13 protein-coding genes are annotated in these 15755 nt (G+C 70.6%); 2 read left to right on the forward strand and 11 right to left on the reverse strand.

What is annotated here, in order from left to right:
* Positions 1-120: 120 nt before the first annotated feature.
* Together OG607_RS05995 and OG607_RS06000 are read right to left on the reverse strand one after the other, a co-directional pair.
* A complete protein-coding gene (locus OG607_RS05995) occupies positions 121-4455 on the reverse strand; it encodes a trypsin-like peptidase domain-containing protein (protein WP_405719714.1) in 4335 nt (1444 codons plus the stop codon).
* A gap of 36 nt (positions 4456-4491) precedes the next feature.
* Positions 4492-4866 carry a CU044_2847 family protein gene (locus tag OG607_RS06000; protein ID WP_405719716.1) on the reverse strand — a complete coding sequence of 125 codons (375 nt, stop codon included), beginning with the start codon at positions 4864-4866 and terminating at the stop codon, positions 4492-4494.
* A 371-nt stretch (positions 4867-5237) separates the two neighbouring features.
* Here OG607_RS06000 and OG607_RS06005 point away from each other — a divergent pair, with 371 nt between their 5' ends.
* On the forward strand, positions 5238-6776 hold the full coding sequence (locus tag OG607_RS06005; protein ID WP_405719718.1) for a carboxylesterase/lipase family protein: 1539 nt from the start codon (positions 5238-5240) through the stop codon (positions 6774-6776).
* Between the two features lie 69 nt (positions 6777-6845).
* Here OG607_RS06005 and OG607_RS06010 read toward each other — a convergent pair whose 3' ends face one another.
* Both OG607_RS06010 and OG607_RS06015 read right to left on the reverse strand, forming a co-directional pair.
* Positions 6846-7976 carry an ABC transporter substrate-binding protein gene (locus tag OG607_RS06010; protein WP_405719720.1) on the reverse strand — a complete coding sequence of 377 codons (1131 nt, stop codon included), beginning with the start codon at positions 7974-7976 and terminating at the stop codon, positions 6846-6848.
* Between the two features lie 103 nt (positions 7977-8079).
* Positions 8080-8454, reverse strand: a complete 375-nt coding sequence (locus OG607_RS06015; protein ID WP_405719722.1) for an SDR family NAD(P)-dependent oxidoreductase — start codon at positions 8452-8454, stop codon at positions 8080-8082.
* Here OG607_RS06015 and OG607_RS06020 point away from each other — a divergent pair.
* Positions 8437-8889 (forward strand): LysR substrate-binding domain-containing protein, encoded by a 453-nt coding sequence (locus OG607_RS06020; protein ID WP_405719724.1) that lies wholly within the window; start codon positions 8437-8439, stop codon positions 8887-8889. The two genes, OG607_RS06015 and OG607_RS06020, sit on opposite strands and share 18 nt — an antisense overlap.
* A gap of 33 nt (positions 8890-8922) precedes the next feature.
* Here OG607_RS06020 and OG607_RS06025 read toward each other — a convergent pair whose 3' ends face one another.
* From OG607_RS06025 to OG607_RS06055, 7 genes are read right to left on the reverse strand one after another with little or no spacing between them, the layout of a single operon-like run.
* Complete coding sequence (locus OG607_RS06025) at positions 8923-9702, reverse strand: SDR family NAD(P)-dependent oxidoreductase (protein ID WP_405719726.1); 780 nt, start codon at positions 9700-9702, stop codon at positions 8923-8925.
* Positions 9699-10625 carry a fumarylacetoacetate hydrolase family protein gene (locus tag OG607_RS06030; protein WP_405719728.1) on the reverse strand — a complete coding sequence of 309 codons (927 nt, stop codon included), beginning with the start codon at positions 10623-10625 and terminating at the stop codon, positions 9699-9701. The genes OG607_RS06025 and OG607_RS06030 overlap by 4 nt, the downstream gene beginning before the upstream one ends.
* Positions 10626-10637: 12 nt before the next feature.
* Positions 10638-11570 (reverse strand): VOC family protein, encoded by a 933-nt coding sequence (locus tag OG607_RS06035; protein WP_405719730.1) that lies wholly within the window; start codon positions 11568-11570, stop codon positions 10638-10640.
* Between the two features lie 4 nt (positions 11571-11574).
* Positions 11575-12573, reverse strand: a complete 999-nt coding sequence (locus OG607_RS06040; protein ID WP_405719732.1) for an amidohydrolase family protein — start codon at positions 12571-12573, stop codon at positions 11575-11577.
* Positions 12570-13700, reverse strand: coding sequence for an FAD-dependent oxidoreductase (locus OG607_RS06045; protein ID WP_405719734.1), 1131 nt, complete (start codon positions 13698-13700; stop codon positions 12570-12572). Before OG607_RS06045 ends, OG607_RS06040 begins: the two co-directional genes overlap by 4 nt.
* Before the next feature lie 22 nt (positions 13701-13722).
* A complete protein-coding gene (locus tag OG607_RS06050) occupies positions 13723-14682 on the reverse strand; it encodes a cyclase family protein (RefSeq protein ID WP_405719736.1) in 960 nt (319 codons plus the stop codon).
* The gene (locus tag OG607_RS06055; RefSeq protein ID WP_405719738.1) at positions 14679-15677 is read right to left on the reverse strand and encodes a fumarylacetoacetate hydrolase family protein; all 999 of its coding nucleotides are present in this window, start codon (positions 15675-15677) and stop codon (positions 14679-14681) included. Before OG607_RS06055 ends, OG607_RS06050 begins: the two co-directional genes overlap by 4 nt.
* Positions 15678-15755: the final 78 nt, after the last annotated feature.

The following is a 15755-nucleotide window of genomic DNA, read 5'->3' on the forward strand; positions in this document are numbered from 1 at the left end:
CAGCTGATGAAATGGCAGCCCGCGCCGCAGCCTCGATCTCGGCGGGCAGTGTGAGTGCCCGTCTCCGGTGTCTACTGATCCCTTCAACGCTCTCGACTGTGCCATCGGTGGTGCTTGGGATCAGGAAGGGCAGATCTCGGTCGGCAGGCCGTCGGGGAGACCCCCGCGTTCGTCGTCGGTGAAGTCACGACCGAGGACGGCGCACAGGTGCCGCTTCCAGAGGGCGGGGTCGAGGCGGATCAACCCCAGGCGGCCTCCGGACACGGGTGAGCGCAGCAACGCCTTGCCGTCCTTGGTGGCCGCCAGGAAGCCCTGGTCCTCCGCGAATTCGTACGTCTCCCGGTACCCGGGGTCGTCCGCCTTCAGGAAGCGTACGGAACTGTTGTTGGCGAGGAAGAATCCGGAGCCTCCGGTGCCGCCGGCCGCCCAGCGGTCTGGGTTCAGCGGCCCGATCGGGCCTGCCACTCTCTTCGGCGTCTGCCCGGGTCGTACCGACCACAGCTCAACCATGCTGCCCGTGGTCATGACGGCCATGTAGCGCGAGTCCTCCAGAGGTACGGCCACGTTGAGGTCATCGCCGAGGCGTACATGAAGGCTCTTGTTCTCCTTGCCTGTTCGCAGGTTGATGGCATGCACGTACGGTTCGCCGGCCACGGTGACCCCCACGTACCCCGGCGCGGGGCGGCCGCCCACGAAGTAGGTCGGCTCGCTCTGTGTGGTGAGCCGCAGGTCACGCAGGTCGAACGATTGCGTCAGGTGGCGTTCCTCGCGGGCGTCCCAGTGCTCGACGCGCGTGCCGGAGACCGTTACGAGCTGATCGTCGCTGAGGAAGCGGAACTGCAGCAGTTCCGGCTTCCCGTCCTTGTCGGTGGGTGGCTTTGCCGTGGTGAACTCGGCCACCTTGCGCAGCGAGGGCAGTGTACGGATGGTGATCCGGTTCAGGTCCGACACGTCCGCCACAAGCGTCTCGGCGCGGTTGACCCGGAGTTCCTGCTTCGCGTCCGGGGGCGTTTCGGCATCGCTGGTCACTTCGGCAAGGGTTCGTTCCTCGCCTTCCGTCTCCATGACGCGCAGGCTGTCGCCGTCTTCGCCCACGCGGACCACCATCCTGCTTCCGTCGCCGAGTAGCTGCGGAGGGCTGTAGGCGGTGCTGCCGTCATCCTTCGCCAGTGCCCACCCGGTCACCGCTTTCCCGTCCCGGGCGACGATGGCTGGCTCTCGCGGAGTCCCGAGGAGGGGCAGGCGTGCGGTCACGGTCGAGTAGTCGAGGTCGGGGCCGGAGAACCGCTGTGCTTTCCCGCCTCGTCGCGTGTCGACGAGGTCCCACTCGTCCGTCGCGGCCTTCAGCGCGAAGTGCTGACCTGTCTTGTCGACGGCGATGTCCGTGCAAGAGCTCTCGGTCCCTCGGCCGTAGTCGCTCAGTACCCGCCCGTCCGCCACGCGTATGGCCTGAAACCGGGCCTCTTTCGTCTTTGAGCCGGATCCCTCCCGGCAGGCGATCACCACACTGCCGTCGCCCGACACTCCGGTACCCGACCAGGCGGTCCCCTTCGCCAGTTCGCGCATCTTCCCGGTACCGATGTCGACCGTCACCACCGAAGCCTTCAGCGATGCCACATCGGTAATGCGCTGGGCCACCAATGAGTCCTCGTCCGGCCCGAACCACACCTCCTGAAAGCCCGAGACCCGCTTCGGCAGCATCCGGAGCTCTCCCGTGTCCAGGTCCCACACTCGCACCGCGGGCTGTGTCGGCGTTCCGGCCTCTTCCGTCAACAGCCCGACCAATCGGCGGGAGTCCGGGGAGAAGTCCATGATCTTGGAATCGCCCACCCGCGCGCCGAGCGTGAGGTGTTTGATCTCACCACCGTGGAGCGGATGCGCCGCTCCCACCAGCCGCTTCCCCGAAGGCGTCACGTCACGCCAGACCACCACCCCGTCCGCCTCGCGCAGATAGGCGATCCGCCGTCCGTCTCGGCTGACCACAGGGGACAAGACGTTGGCGGAGAGGCGGAGTTGCTCCTGCCTGACCCTGCCCTTGGCCGTGCGCACGAACAGGGTCGCGCGACCGAGCTCGGTCGTCACCAGTGTCACCGCGCCGTCCGCGCTCATGGCCGCCGCCCGGATCGGCCCCTCGGCTCCCGTCAGTGTCCACGCCGCGTCCTTCAGCTCCTCGTACCGGCGCAGCAGCGCGCTGCGGGCCTCCTGCGTCGGCGCCGTCTCATACGCCGCAAGCGCCGTCAGAGCGGCCTGCCCGGGGTTGCTGTCCGTCAACTCGTCCGACTGCACCGCAAGCGCCCTCGACCGTCCCTCGGCCTCCCGTTGTGCACTCACCTGTGACTCCTGCACGAGAAACGTGCCCAGTCCTGCGATCAGCGCAAGGACCAGGGCAATCGTGACCCACCCCGCACGCGCCCGAACCCGCAGTGCCCGCTGGCGTCGGCTGGCCAGCGCAAGGAATTCCCGCTGCTCCTGGGCCAGGTCCGCCTCGCGGCCGTGCAAGCGGCTCTGCAGGGAGAGGAGTTGCAGCGAGCCGGGCAGCAGGTCCGGGGGCCTGTTCGCCTTCTGCCAACGGTCGAGGTCGTGCCCGAGTTCCGCCCTGCCGGCCAGAAACTCTCCGTCTGCCTTGACCTGCTGCGCGAGCGTCGGCCAGGCGCTGATCAGCGCCTCGTGGGCGAGTTCGACACTCTGCGGTTCGCCCTCGTCCCCATGCAGTACGAGCAGCCGCCGCGCGGCGAGCGACTTCGCGATCCGCCACCGCCTCTCACCGGCTTCCTCGCGGGTGAGCATGCGGCGCAGCGGAGCCTCACTCCCCGGCAGCACCCGGACCAGGCCGGTGAGCAGCCGCAGCGCCTCCTTCGTGTCTCCGTCTCCGTCCCCATCCCCGTCGTTGCCCCCGTCCTTGCCCTTGTGCTGCTTCTCGACGCACTCCTTCCATGCCTGCTCGGCATGGCGTTTCAGGGCTCCGGACACGCCCTCGTTCTCGTCGTACGTCGAGGTCCGCAGCCGTCCGGCGGCCTTGTGGTCCCACAGCTGGGCCAGGACGAATCCCAGCAGGGGCAGGATTCCCGGTTCGCCGCCCGCTTCGTGGAGGATGCGGCGCTCCAGGCCCGGGTCGTACTCCACGGCCGGGATGCGCTTGACCGGCTCACTGATCACTTCTGCGAGCTGGTCCCGGGACATCGGCGTGAGCGGGACCGTCACGCCCCTCTTCAGCGCGGAGCCGAGGCGTGCGTGGTTCAGCGCCGCGTCCATGAAGTCGGCCCGCAGCGTGACCAGCACCCGTACCCTGTCCTGCTGCCGCTCGGGGAACAGCAGACCGGCGGCCTCCTCGGCCAGCGCCTCGGAACGGTCCAGGAGCGCTTCGGCCTGATCGAGTACGACGAGGAGCCGGCCGGCCGACGAACCCAGGGCGCGGTGGACGGTGTCCGCCAGCCCCAACTCGGCGAGCCAAAGCTCCACTTGGTCGGCGCTCTCCGCGCGCGGGGGCCCGTACTGCCCCGACCTCGCGATCTCGAACAGTTCGGTGGCGAGCGCGGTCCGCAGGGAAGAGAAGTGTGCGGCGTTCATCTGCAGCACCCGGTAGCCGTCCTGCCGCATCCTCGGCACCACACCGGCCAGCGCGAGCGACGACTTACCGCAGCCCGACGGCCCGTACACCGTAACGGTGGACTGATCGCCGCGCAGGGCGGTGACCACTCGGTCGATGTCATCGTCCCGGCCGAAGAAGACATCCGCGTCGTCCTCCTGAAAGGTGGAAAGACCACGGAAGGGCGTGGCCGGGCTCACCAACGGGGCGAGTTCGGGTACTTCCTTGAGCAGGGTCCTCATCCGCAGGACGAACGCCTGCTGGGCCTCGCGCACGGGCTGCGCCGCCACCATCATCCCGACGGCAGCACCCAGTTCGTTGTCCCAGACAGGGCTGCCGCTGAAGCCCCCCTTGACGTACACGGCCTCACCGTCGGCCCGCGAGAGCTGAATCCAGCCCTGGTGGGTGGGCCCGCGGAACCTGCCGCTTTGCCAGATTCCCCCCGGGTTGTCGTCGGTGAAGCCCACGGTGCGCGCGTCGTGGTCCCATACGCCGCGCTGCGGGTCGGCCATGGGAAGCGGACGGGCTCCGGGGATCCGGTTCCGCAACCGCAGGACAGCGATGTCCCCGGTCTGATCGGGTCTGATCGGTATCCAGCGCTGGACCTCGGCACTCTGGTCGCCCCCGTCGACGCCGTCGGCGTTACCGGCCAGTGGCAGATCGACCGTGACCTCGGTCCCGGCCTCAACCGTGTCCTCCCGGCGCCGGTCCAGCGCGTCCGACACCACATGGGCGCAGGTCAGCACCAGATCCGGAGCAATGAGGAAGCCTGCGCCGCCGATCGCCCCTTCCGGCCCCTTGACCCGGACGACCGCCGAGACCAGTGCCGGCTCCGCCTCCTCGGCCTCCCGCTCCTGAACCCCCGTCACTGAGACCTCCGTGCCACCGTGCCCCCGTTGTCGGGATCAACTCCCCTGTGAAGTATCTCCGTTGGCGCCTCTCGCGTCACTCCTGTTCCAGGTCAGGCTCACGGAGAAATTGGCCGCTGTCGCCGTGCTGGCAATCACCACATCCGCCTCGGCAGACAGCGACACCCCGAACTCCAGCGTGATCTCGTCCGGCGGATGCGCAAGCCCCTTGAACCGCCCCACGAAGCTCTCCGCCACAGGGCGTACGGTGTCCAGCATCTGACCGAGCGACCGTTCGGCCCGCGCGATGGAGCGGCCCCCTCGGCCCACGCGGACAAGCGTCTCGTCCACCTCCCGGATCTGGACACGTACGCACTCGTCGCTGCCATCACCCAGAGGAACTTCCACCGTGTGGACAGGGCGATCGCTCATGTCTCTCCTCCATTACTCGGGAGTTGGAGATCGTAGCGGCACGGCGGAGCCGTGGCCTGAGCAGCACACTGCTGTACGTGAGCCCGGACGCCTTCGATGTGCGGGCCGAGCCAGCCGTCGATCTCGACGGACCCGAGGCCGTCCTCACAGCGCTGACCGCGCGGCGAGCGAGGCGCCGGCCCTCCATCAGGTTTGGCGCAAGCTCAGATGCTCCTTGGACGTGGCAATCAGCACGATTACCGCACCGGACGGACAGTCCGCAGCAGTCCGAGTCGTCCGTAAATCGCTGGCGCGGCATCCAGCCGCGGTGGATGATCCGCAGGGTCCGGGGCCGCCGCGAGCCCTCTCCTCCTGGTTGAGGGGAAGTTGTGATGACCGTTGCCGAGTCCAAGCCATCCGGGTCCCGGCCCGAAGTCCGCGCGGCGGCCGGGAGGCTGCGCGGCAGCCGGGAGGCGGGGGTGGCGGTCTTCCGTGGGATCCCGTTCGCCGAGCCCCCGGTGGGCGGGTTGCGCTTCGCCGCGCCGCGACCGGTGGGGGGCTGGAGCGGGGTGCGGGAGGCCGTCTCGTACGGCCCGCCGCCCCCGCAGGGCGGGCATTTCGGCATGGACGCGCTGTCGCAGGACGCGGCGGGCGAGGACTGGCTGACGGTGAACGTCTGGTCGCCCGAACCCGACCCGGGCGCGGGGCTGCCGGTGATGGTGTGGATCCAGGGCGGCGCCTACGTGATCGGCATGTCCGGCCTCCCCGAGTACGACGGTGGCCGGCTCGCGCGGGACGGTGGCGTCATCGTGGTGACGTTCAACTACCGCGTGGGTATCGAGGGCTTCGCGCAGATCGAGGGGGCTCCTCCCAACCGGGGTCTGCTCGACCAGGTCGCCGCTCTCGAGTGGGTGCGCGACAACATCCGGGCCTTCGGCGGCGACCCTGACCGGGTCACGGTTTTCGGCCAGTCGGCGGGTGGCGGATCGGTCGCCGCGCTGCTGGCGATGGGCCGTGCGGCCGGGCTCTTCCGCCGGGCCGTCGCGCAGAGCGCGCCGGGCACGTTCTTCTCGCCGGAGCTTGCCGCGGACATCGCTGCAGCCTGCGCCGCCGAGCTGGGGCTGCGGCCCACGGTGGCCGACCTGTCCGGCGTTGCCCCGCAGCGGCTGTCCACCGCCGCCGACACGGTCGGCGCCAAGATGGACCAGTGGGTGCAACGCTGGGGCCTGCCCGCGCACAGAACGATCCCCTTCTCGCCCGTCGTCGACGGCGAGGTCCTGGCCGTCACACCGTGGCAGGCCCTGGCCGACGGCGCCGGCCGCGACATCGAGCTCCTCGTCGGCCACACCCGCGACGAGCAGCGCCTGTTCACCGCCCTCAACGGTCTGCTCGGTGAGGTGACCGAGGAGCAGGCGGCGAACGCCCTCCATGTCTTCGCACCCGGCGCGGACGGCGCGCGCCGCTACCGCGACGCCTTCCCGGCGGCGGGCCCGGACGAGCTGTACGAACTGGTCCATTCCGACTGGCTGTTCCGCATGCCGTCGCTCCACCTCGCCGAGGCCCAGACGGCTGCCGGCGGCCGCGCGCACGTCTACGAGCTGGCCTGGCCGGCCCCGGGCATGGGCGGTGCCCTCGGCGCCTGCCACGGCCTCGACGTACCCCTCGTCTTCGGCAACCTGGACCGCGGCCAGCCGGCCATGCTGATCGGTGAAACCCCCTCCCCGGAGGCAGAGGCGCTGTCCGCCCGGATGCGCGCCGCATGGGCTTCGTTCGCCGCCCACGGCGACCCCGGCTGGCCCGCGTACGACACCGGTCAACGCCTCGTTCAGCGCTTCGACAGCCAGTCGGCCGTCACCGCCTACCCGGAAGAGCCCTCCCGCCTGATCTGGCAGAGCCACACCTTCCCCGTGCTGCCGCTGAACAGCCGGTAGCGCGGACTTTCGCCCGCAGCCCTCCGGATCGTGGGCGGGGTCGGAAGACCCCGCCCACGATCCGGCGTCTCAGAAGGCGCCGGGGGTACGGCCGAGGGTGCCGTCGGGGTCGCCGGGGTCGGTGCCCTGGACCTGGCCGAAGTACAGCTCGACCTGGGAGCGGAAGCGTTCGACCGCCGCGCGGTTGGACATGAACTTGGCGAACGCGGCGGGGTCGGTGTTCTTGTACGACGACAGCGCCTGGAGGCCGGCCGGCGGGGCGACGTCCTTGCGTACGGACCAGGTCCAGGTGGCGATGGCGTTCTGCTGGGTGGCCTTGGCGTTGAGCCAGCTCAGGAAGAACTTGGCGCCGGCCTTGTGCGGGGCCTGCTTGAAGATCGCGCCGCGCTGGGCCCAGGAGTTGAAGCGCTCGGTGCTGGAGAAGACCTGGGCGCCGTTGGGGCGGGCGTCGCCGCCGACGGCTATGGAGGCGAGGTAGTCGCCGCCGGCCACGCCGGCCGAGGAGCCGGGGACGCCGCGGATCAGCTTGGGGTTCTGCTGGACGAGCTTGGCCAGGTAACGCCAGCCGTACTTGTCGACGATCTGCTTGTAGCCGAACAGGACGGCGTCGTCGTCGTTGGGGTAGGTCAGGATCAGCTTGTTCTTGTACTCGGGCTTGAGCAGGTCGGTGCCCTTGAAGTCGCTCGCCCTCGCGGGGAGTTGCTTGGTGTTGACGATGTAGGAGAAGGCACCGTAGAAAACGCCGGTGTAGTAGCCGTCCTTGTCCTTGGCGTTGGTGAAGACCTTGTCCCAGCCGACCGGCTTGTACTTCAGCAGGTCGCCGTCCTTCTTCCAGCGGTCGAAGTCCTGGGCGGTCTGCAGGATCGCGGCGTCGGCGACCACGTGGTGGGTGGCGAGCTGGTTGTCGATCCGCGCGTCGTGGTACTTGCTCAGGTCGGTGACCAGGTGGATCTTCATGCCGGGGAACTGCTGGGTGAAGGCGGAGGCCAGCGAGTCCCACTGGCCGGGCGCGTCGCCGCCCATGTAGACGGTGACCTTGCCGCCCTCGGCCTTGGCCGCCCGGTAGAGCGCCTGCAGCTGGTCCTGCTCACTCACGGCTGCCGACGGGGTGGCCTGGGCGATCGCGGTCGTGGCGACCGCGGCGAACACCACACCGGTGGCGATGGCCGCGCCCAGTCGCTTCTTCTTGGTGAGCTTCATGGCGATGTGCTGCCTTTCGTGCGCTCATGTTTGATTCTTCAAACACTTCTCCGCAGCACGCTACAACACGTGACTTGAAACTTCAAACATCACACCGCGGCTGTCAGGCGCCGATCATGTTGAAGCCGCCGTCGGCGTCGAGGCAGGCGCCGGTGATGTGTGCGGCGTCGTCGGTGGCGAGGAAGAGGGCCGTGCCGGCGAGTTCGGCGGGGCCGGGGATGCGGGCCAGTGGGGTCTTGGCGATCAGCTCCTCGCGGCGGCCGGACTTCCAGTCCTGGCGGCTGAGGAGCCTTTCGGTCTCGATGAAGCCGGGGGCGAAGGTGTTGGCCCGGACGGTGGGGGCGAAGGCCTGGGCGTAGGACTTGGTGATGCCGAGGAGGCCGTACTTGGCGGCGGCGTACTGCGGGGCCCGCGCGCTGCCGCGGACGATGACCGTGGAGCCGATGTTGACGATCGAGCCGTGGCCCTGGTCCAGCATGCGGGCGCCGAACTCGTGGTCGTGGGCCGCCAGCACCGCCTGCGCGGGAGCGGCGTCACCGACCCTGGGAAGCTGGCCGACGAGCGCGTCCTCGAATGCATTCCGGACACGGGGCTGCGCGTGCAGGTGGACGCCGCGTTCGACCGCGCGCGAGCGCGCCGCCGGGGCGTCTGCGCGTTGCGCGGCGCGGGAGATCTCGCCTCGCTGGCGCTCGAGGGCATCGGCGTGGCCATCGTGCCGCGCCCGGTGGCCGACGAGATCGTCCCGAACGACCACGCCGACTGCGTGCTGCGCCTCGACGACCCCCAGGCGCTCCAGCCACTTGCTCTCGCCCACCGCGACCCGGCCCCGGCCTCACCCGCGGCCCAGGCGTTCCTGCGCCTTGCCCTCGCCCGCCTGCCCGGCGACGGATCGCCCGGCCCGGACACGGCCTGAACCATGGCTTCTGGGCCATCGCTTCATCGCCTCTCAGTCGGCGGCTCCGGGGAGCACCGTCGACCAGCCGCCGTCGACGACGAGGTTGGCGCCGGTGATGTACGACGCCTCGTCGGAGGCGAGGAAGACGGCGGCGTTGACCACCTCGTCGGGGAGGCCGACGCGGCCGAGCGGGATGTGGCGGGCGATGGTGCGCATGGGGTGGTCGCCGGCGAGCAGGTCACCGCGTGAGCCCTCGGTGTCGATCATTCCGGGGCTGACGCAGTTGGCACGGATGCCGTGCGGGGCGCCCTCGGCGGCGAGCTGGCGGGTCAGCGCGATCACCGCGCCCTTGGAGGCGGAGTGCGCGGTGCGGCGGTTGGTGAGCGAGCCGGTCAGTCCGGCCGTCGAGCCGACGGTCAGGATGCAGCCCCGGCTGCGCACCAGATGGGGCCAGGCGACGTGGGCGGCCAACCACACCGAGTCCAGTTCGGCGCGCATGGTGAAGGCGAAGTCCTCGTACGGCTGGGTGTCGACGGCTCCGAAACGGACGGCGCCGGCGTTGGCGTAGAGGATGTCGATGCCTCCGAAAGCGTCCACGGCCTCTTCGGCCCAGGCCCGGACGGAGCCTTCGTCGGTGACGTCCAGCGGGCCGGGGGTGAGGGCCGTGCCGCCCGCCTCGGCGACCATGCGCTGGGTCTCCAGCGCGGCCTCGTGCAGCAGGTCGCCGCCGACGACGATCGCACCCTCGGCCGCGAAACGCAGCGCCGCCGCCCGGCCCTGGCCGCGGGCCGTCCCGGAGATGAGGGCGACCTTGCCGTCGAGCCTCTTCACGGCCGCTCCCGGGTGCGGCGGCGGGCGGTCGGCAGAAGGACCGGGGCGGCGCCCGCGACGACCGTGTTGGAGACGGAGCCGATGCCTTCGACGGTCAGGGTGACGGTGTCGCCGGGCTTGAGCGGCGGCGGGGACAGCGCGCCCCGTACGCCCCACAGCTCGGCCAGGCAGCCGCCGTTGCCACAGGTGCCCGAGCCGAGCACGTCGCCCGGTCGGACAATCGTGCCGCGCGAGGCGTAGGCGGTCATCTCCTCGAAGGTCCAGCTCATGTTGGACAGCAGGTCCTTGCCGACGACCTCGCCGTTGACCTCGGCGGTCAGCGCAAGGCGCAGGAAGCCGTCGGGGTCGCGGTAGGGCTCCAGTTCATCGGCGGTGACGAGGTACGGGCCGAGAGTGGCGGCCGTGTCCTTGCCCTTGCACGGGCCGAGGCGGACCTGCATCTCACGGGACTGGAGATCGCGCGCGGACCAGTCGTTGAGGATCGTGTAGCCGATGATGTGGTCCCGGGCCTGCTCGGGCGTGAGGTCCCGCCCCTCCCGGCCGATGACGGCGGCGACCTCCAGCTCGAAGTCGAGGAGGTGTGACCCCGGGGGCACGGGGATGTCGTCGTAGGGGCCGATGACCGCGTACGGGTTGGTGAAGTAGAAGGTCGGGGCGTCGTACCAGGCTTCCGGCACCCCGCCGGCGCCGTCCACGGAGCGCCGTACGCCTTCGACGTGCTCCTCGAAGGTGACGAAGTCCCGGATGGTCGGCGGCTCCAGCGGCGGCAGCAGGGTTACGTCAGCGAGCGGGACGGCCGGGCCCACGGGGCCGGCCCCGTGGGCGTCGAGTGGTGAGGTGCCGTCCGGCAGGGCCCGTACGACGGTTCCCTCCACGACGCCGCAGTGGCGACGGCCCTCGTACAGGTAAGTGGCGATACGCATGGCGGGCGCCCCTTACACCGGCGGGGCGACGAACACGCCGCGGTCGACGTCGTTGAACGACTCCTTGGCGACCAGTTCGTTCATCGGGTTCGCGGTGCCCCACTGGTCGCTTACCTCGGGCCGGGAGAAGTCGTAGACGTGCGGGTGCCAGGTGTCCTCGTCGAGGGCCTCCAGCTCCGTCGTGTACTCGACCGTGTTGCCCTGCGGGTCCAGGAAGTACGTGAAGGTGTTGTCGCCCGCCAGGTGCCGGCCCGGCCCCCAGAGCTTGCGGGCACCCGACCGGATCACACGGCCGGAGCCGCGCATGTACTCGTCGAGGCCGCGCATCTCGAAGGAGATGTGGTGCAGGGCGGTGTGCGGGCCCTGGGCGATGGCCATGGAGTGGTGCTGGTTGCTGATCCGCATGAAGTGCATCGCCTCGCCCATCCTCGGGTGCATGAGGGTGTCGGAGAGGCGGAAGCCGAGGTGGCGCTCGTACCACTCCCGGGTGCGGTTCAGATCCGGGGAGTTGAGGACGACGTGCGACAGCTTGACCGGGATCGCCTCCTTCTCCTCGATCCTGCGGTGCCGCCGGACGGCGACATCGGCAGACACCTCGATGGTGCGGCCGTCGACGTCGAAGAAACGGAAGCCGTAGCCGCCGCCGGGGGTGTCGACCTTGCCCGGCTGCGAGATCAGCTGCACGCCATCGGCGAGGAGTCGCTCGGCGAGCGTGTCGACGTCCTCGGCGCTCGCGGCCCCGTAGGAGACGAGGTCCAGGCGCTTCTCGTCGGCCTTGCGCAGCCGGACGACGTACTGCTCGGGCGAGCCCTCGGCGGCCAGGAAGGAGATGCCCGAGTCCTCGGCGGTCCTGGTCAGGCCCCAGACGCCGGCGTAGAAGTCGAGCTGCTTGTCGTAGTCGGGCACGGCGAGATCGACGTGCCGCAGATGGGTGAGCAGGCGCATGGTGTCAGTCCTTGAGGAGGAGGGCGGCGGCATTGCCGCCCCGTACGGCGTGGAAGTCGGCGTCGGGCAGCCGCGCGGCGCGCAGCGCGCCGACCGGGTCCTCGGTGCCCATGTCGAAGGGGAAGTCGGAGCCGAGCAGCACGCGGTCGGCTCCGGCCACCCGGACCAGCTCCCGCAGGACGTACGGGTCGTGGACGAGGGAGTCGAAGTACAGGCGGCGCAGATAGCTGCTGGGCAGGTGGGCGCAGCCCGCGCCCGCGTCGGAGCGGGTGGACCAGGCATGGTCGGAGCGGCCGATGTGGGTGGGCAGGTAGCCGCCGCCGTGGGCGGCGATCAGGGTCAGCCCGGGGTGCCGGTCGAGCACTCCGGAGAAGATGAGGTGCGAGAGCGCGACAGCGTTCTCGGTGGGCTGGCCGACGGTGTTGGACAGGTACCACTGGTCCAGCCGCTCGTCGAGCGTGCAGCCGAAGGGGTGCAGGAAGAGGATCGCGCCCGTCTCCTCGGCCCGCGACCAGAACGGCTCGTACGCGGGATCGGACAGCTCCCGCCCCGGGGCGTGGCCGGCGAGCTCGACGCCCAGCAGGCCCTGCTCCAGGGCGTCGTCGAGAGCGCGTACCGCCAGGTCCGGATGGTGCAGGGGGACGAGTCCGAGCCCGTACAGCCGGGCGGGCGCCTGGGCACAGTGCGCGGCCGTCGCCTCGTTGGCCAGCCGGTACACCTTTTCCGCCGTCTGCTCGTCGGTCCAGTAGTGGTAGTGCGAGGGCGACGGGCTGACCAGCTGTACGTCCACGCCCTGAGCGTCCATCGCGGCCAGCCGTACGGTGACGTCGGTCAGCTTCGGGATGCGCTCGCCGACCATGGGCCCGCTGACGGCCAGGGAGGCGGGGCCGTTGCGCCGGGCGTCCAGCGCCCTGGCCTCGGCCAGACCGGGGAGGCCGGCCACGAGGGCCTCGACCTCGGGGAGGAGGACGTGCGCGTGCACGTCGACCGTGGGCGGTGTCACGGCCGCTCCTTGAGCATCGTCATCGTGCGGCCGAACAGGCCGGGCACGTCGGCGTCCCGTACGCCGTCCAGCTGCCACTGCCCGAGCTGTACGGAGGCCTCGACGACGGTCCGGACCCGGGGGATGCGGCGCTCGTAGTACGCCTGGAACAGCTCGTCGTCCCAGGCCCGGCCGCTGGTGAGCAGCTCGGCCAGGACGGTGGCGTCCTCCAGGGACATGGCCGCGCCCTGCGCGAGGGTGGGCGGGCAGCAGTGGGCGGCGTCGCCGATCAGGACGACCCGGCCGCGGTGCCAGGAGCCCTCGACCAGCAGCCGGTCGAACCAGGTGTAGTTGACCTTCGCCGGGTCGGTGATGTGCCGGGTGATCTCGGTCCAGGCGCCGCCGTAGCCCTGGGTGAGCCGGCGCATCTCGTCCGCGTACGAAGCCGGATCGATCGAGGCACGGTCGCGACAGCCCTCGACCACGTACGCGTAGATGGTGTTCTCGCTGGTAGGGCAGTAGCCGGCGATGTAGGCCGGGCCGCCGTACGCCAGGTCCGTGCGCGTGACGCCCGCCGGGCGGGGTGCCGGGGTGCGCCAGATGGCCATGCCGGTGGGCTCGGGTTTCGCGGTGATGCCGATCGCGGCGCGGGTGGCGGAGCCCAGCCCGTCGGCGGCGATCACCAGGTCGTAGCGGCCTGTCGTGCCGTCGCTGAAGCGCACCGAGACGCCGTCGGCGTCCTGGTCCAGGATGTCGGCGGTGGTGCCCAGGCGGACGGTGGCGCCGGAAGCGCGGACGGCGTCGATGAGGATCTGCTGCAGCCGGGGTCGCTGCATGCCGAGGGTGGCGGGAAGGTCGTCGCCGCCGGTCTGGATGTCCTCGGCCACGTGCAGCAGGGTGCCGTCGGGGGCGATGACACCCAGCGAGCCGAAGGCGCAGCCCGAGGCGCCCACCTGTTCCCAGACGCCGAGTTCGCGCAGGACGCGCAGGGCGTTGCCCTGGAGGGTGATGCCGGAGCCGGTGGTGGCGTTCCAGTCGGGCCGGGCCTCGATCAGGTCCACGGCGAGACCGGCGCGGCGCAGCAGGATCGTCACGGCGTTGCCGGAGGCGCCGCCGCCGACGACGAGGACACTACGGGGGTCTGTCACGGGAACTCCCTTGTTCCGCTGGTTACTTGACGGCGAGCGGGTTGACGGGGGAGCCGACGGCTCCGGTGATGGGCAGGGGGGCGGCGGTGAGCCAGAACTCGTACACGCCGTCGTGCGCGCAGTCGTCCGCGAGCGCGTCGGGGTCCCACATCTCGCCGATGAGCAGGCCCATGTTGGGGATGGCGACCTGGTGCAGCGGCTGGAAGGCGTTGTCGAACTCGTTGGGCCGCACCTCGAAGCCCCAGGTGTCGGTGGCGATGGCGGCGATCTCGGTGCGGTGCAGCCAGCCGGCCGTGGTGAAGGACAGGCCGGGTGAGCCTCCGCCCGCGTAGTCGCCCCAGCCCTCGCGACGGGCGCGGGCCAGCCGCCCGGTCCGCACGACGACGATGTCCCCACGGCCGACCGCCACGCCGTGCGCCTCGGCCGTCGCGGTCAGGTGCTCCTCGGTGATGGCGAAACCGTCCGGCAGTTCACCGAGTTCGCCGCCGATCACGCGGCCGACGTCGAGGAGGACTCCGCGTCCGGCGACGTACGGAGCCATGTGCTCGATGCCGGTGACCAGGTCGCCGTCCGAGGTGACGGTCTTCTCGGCAGCCCGCCCGTTCCACGCCTTGCCGTGGTCGAAGATGTGCCCCAGGCCGTCCCACTGGGTGGAGCACTGCAGCGGCATCGCGATCACGTCGTCGGCGCCGCCGATGCCGTGCGGGAAGCCCTGGTTGCCCAGCGCCGCGTCCGTGCCCGTGTCCAGCATGGTGTGGACGGGGTTGGTGCGGCGCCGCCAGCCTTTCTGCGGGCCGTCCATGTCGAACCGCTGCGACAGCGAGAAACTCACGCCCCGCCGTACGAGCGCGGCTCCCTCGCGGCGCTTGGCCGCGTCGAGGAAGTTGAGGGTGCCGAGGACGTCGTCCTCGCCCCAACGCCCCCAGTTGGAGTACGCCTTGGCGGCTTCGGCGATCGCGCCCTCGGGGTCGAGCCGGTTCATGACGCCTCCGCGACGCAGCGGGTGCGCTGGGCGCCGAGCCCGGTGATCGAGCCGTCCATGACGTCGCCGTCGCGCAGCAGGCGCCCCCAGTGCATGCCGTTGCCGGCCGGGCTGCCCGTCAGCACCAGGTCACCTGGCAGGAGCCGGGCGCTCTGGGAGGCGTACGACACCAGACGGGCGACGCCGAAGATCATGTCCTTGGTGGACTCGTCCTGCATGGCCTCGCCGTTCAGCTTCAGCGTGACCCGCAGGTCGCCCGGGTCCGCGATCGACTCCGCCGGCAGGATCCACGGGCCGAGCGGGGTGAAGCCGGGCGCGTTCTTGCTGCGCAGCCAGTCGGTGCCGATGGCCTTCATGTCCCGGCGGAAGACGGTGGCACGGTCGGTGAGGTCGTTGGCGATCGTGTACCCGGCGACGTACTCCAGGGCCTCCTCGACCGAGACCCGGTAGGCGGGCCTGGCGATGACGGCCGCCAGTTCCAGCTCCCAGTCCGGCTGTTCCGCCCACGCGGGAAGGACCACGTCGTCGTACGGGCCGGTGATGGCACTCGGCAGGCCGATGAAGACGTACGGCAGGTCCTCGGCGGCCCGCCGGTCCATGACCGCGGCGATCTCCGACCGTGCCTCCTCCACTGTGCGCGGATCGTCGGGCGCGCGGTGTGCCACCTCCAGGTCGATCACGTGCTGCCGGTAGTTGGCGCCGGACTGGAAGACCTGGCGGGGCTCGACGGGTGCGTGCACCCGCAGGCCGTCGAGCGGCTGCCAGGCGGCCGTCGTCTCCGCCGCGAGGGCGCGCAGACGCGGGAGCACCTCGTCCCAGCGCTCGAGGATCCCCCGGGTTGTCAGGGCGGGCTCTCCGAGGGCCGTGCGAAGGTCCAGCACACGGCCGTCGGGTATCACCAGACCGGGGAAAGTTGCCTGGTCAGGGGCCGAGAGGGTGCCGAGGGCGAAAGGTCCGGAGAAGGACGTGGAAGGGGCTGCGGGTTTCACGGGCATGTCCTCCTGATTGCGATGTGACTAATCTGGCCGCACCTCCCGTAATCTGGGAAATCGATTCTTTGGATCTCGATCATC

It is taken from the genome of Streptomyces sp. NBC_01537 (genome assembly GCF_045040445.1).
In the GTDB taxonomy this organism is placed as follows: domain Bacteria; phylum Actinomycetota; class Actinomycetes; order Streptomycetales; family Streptomycetaceae; genus Actinacidiphila.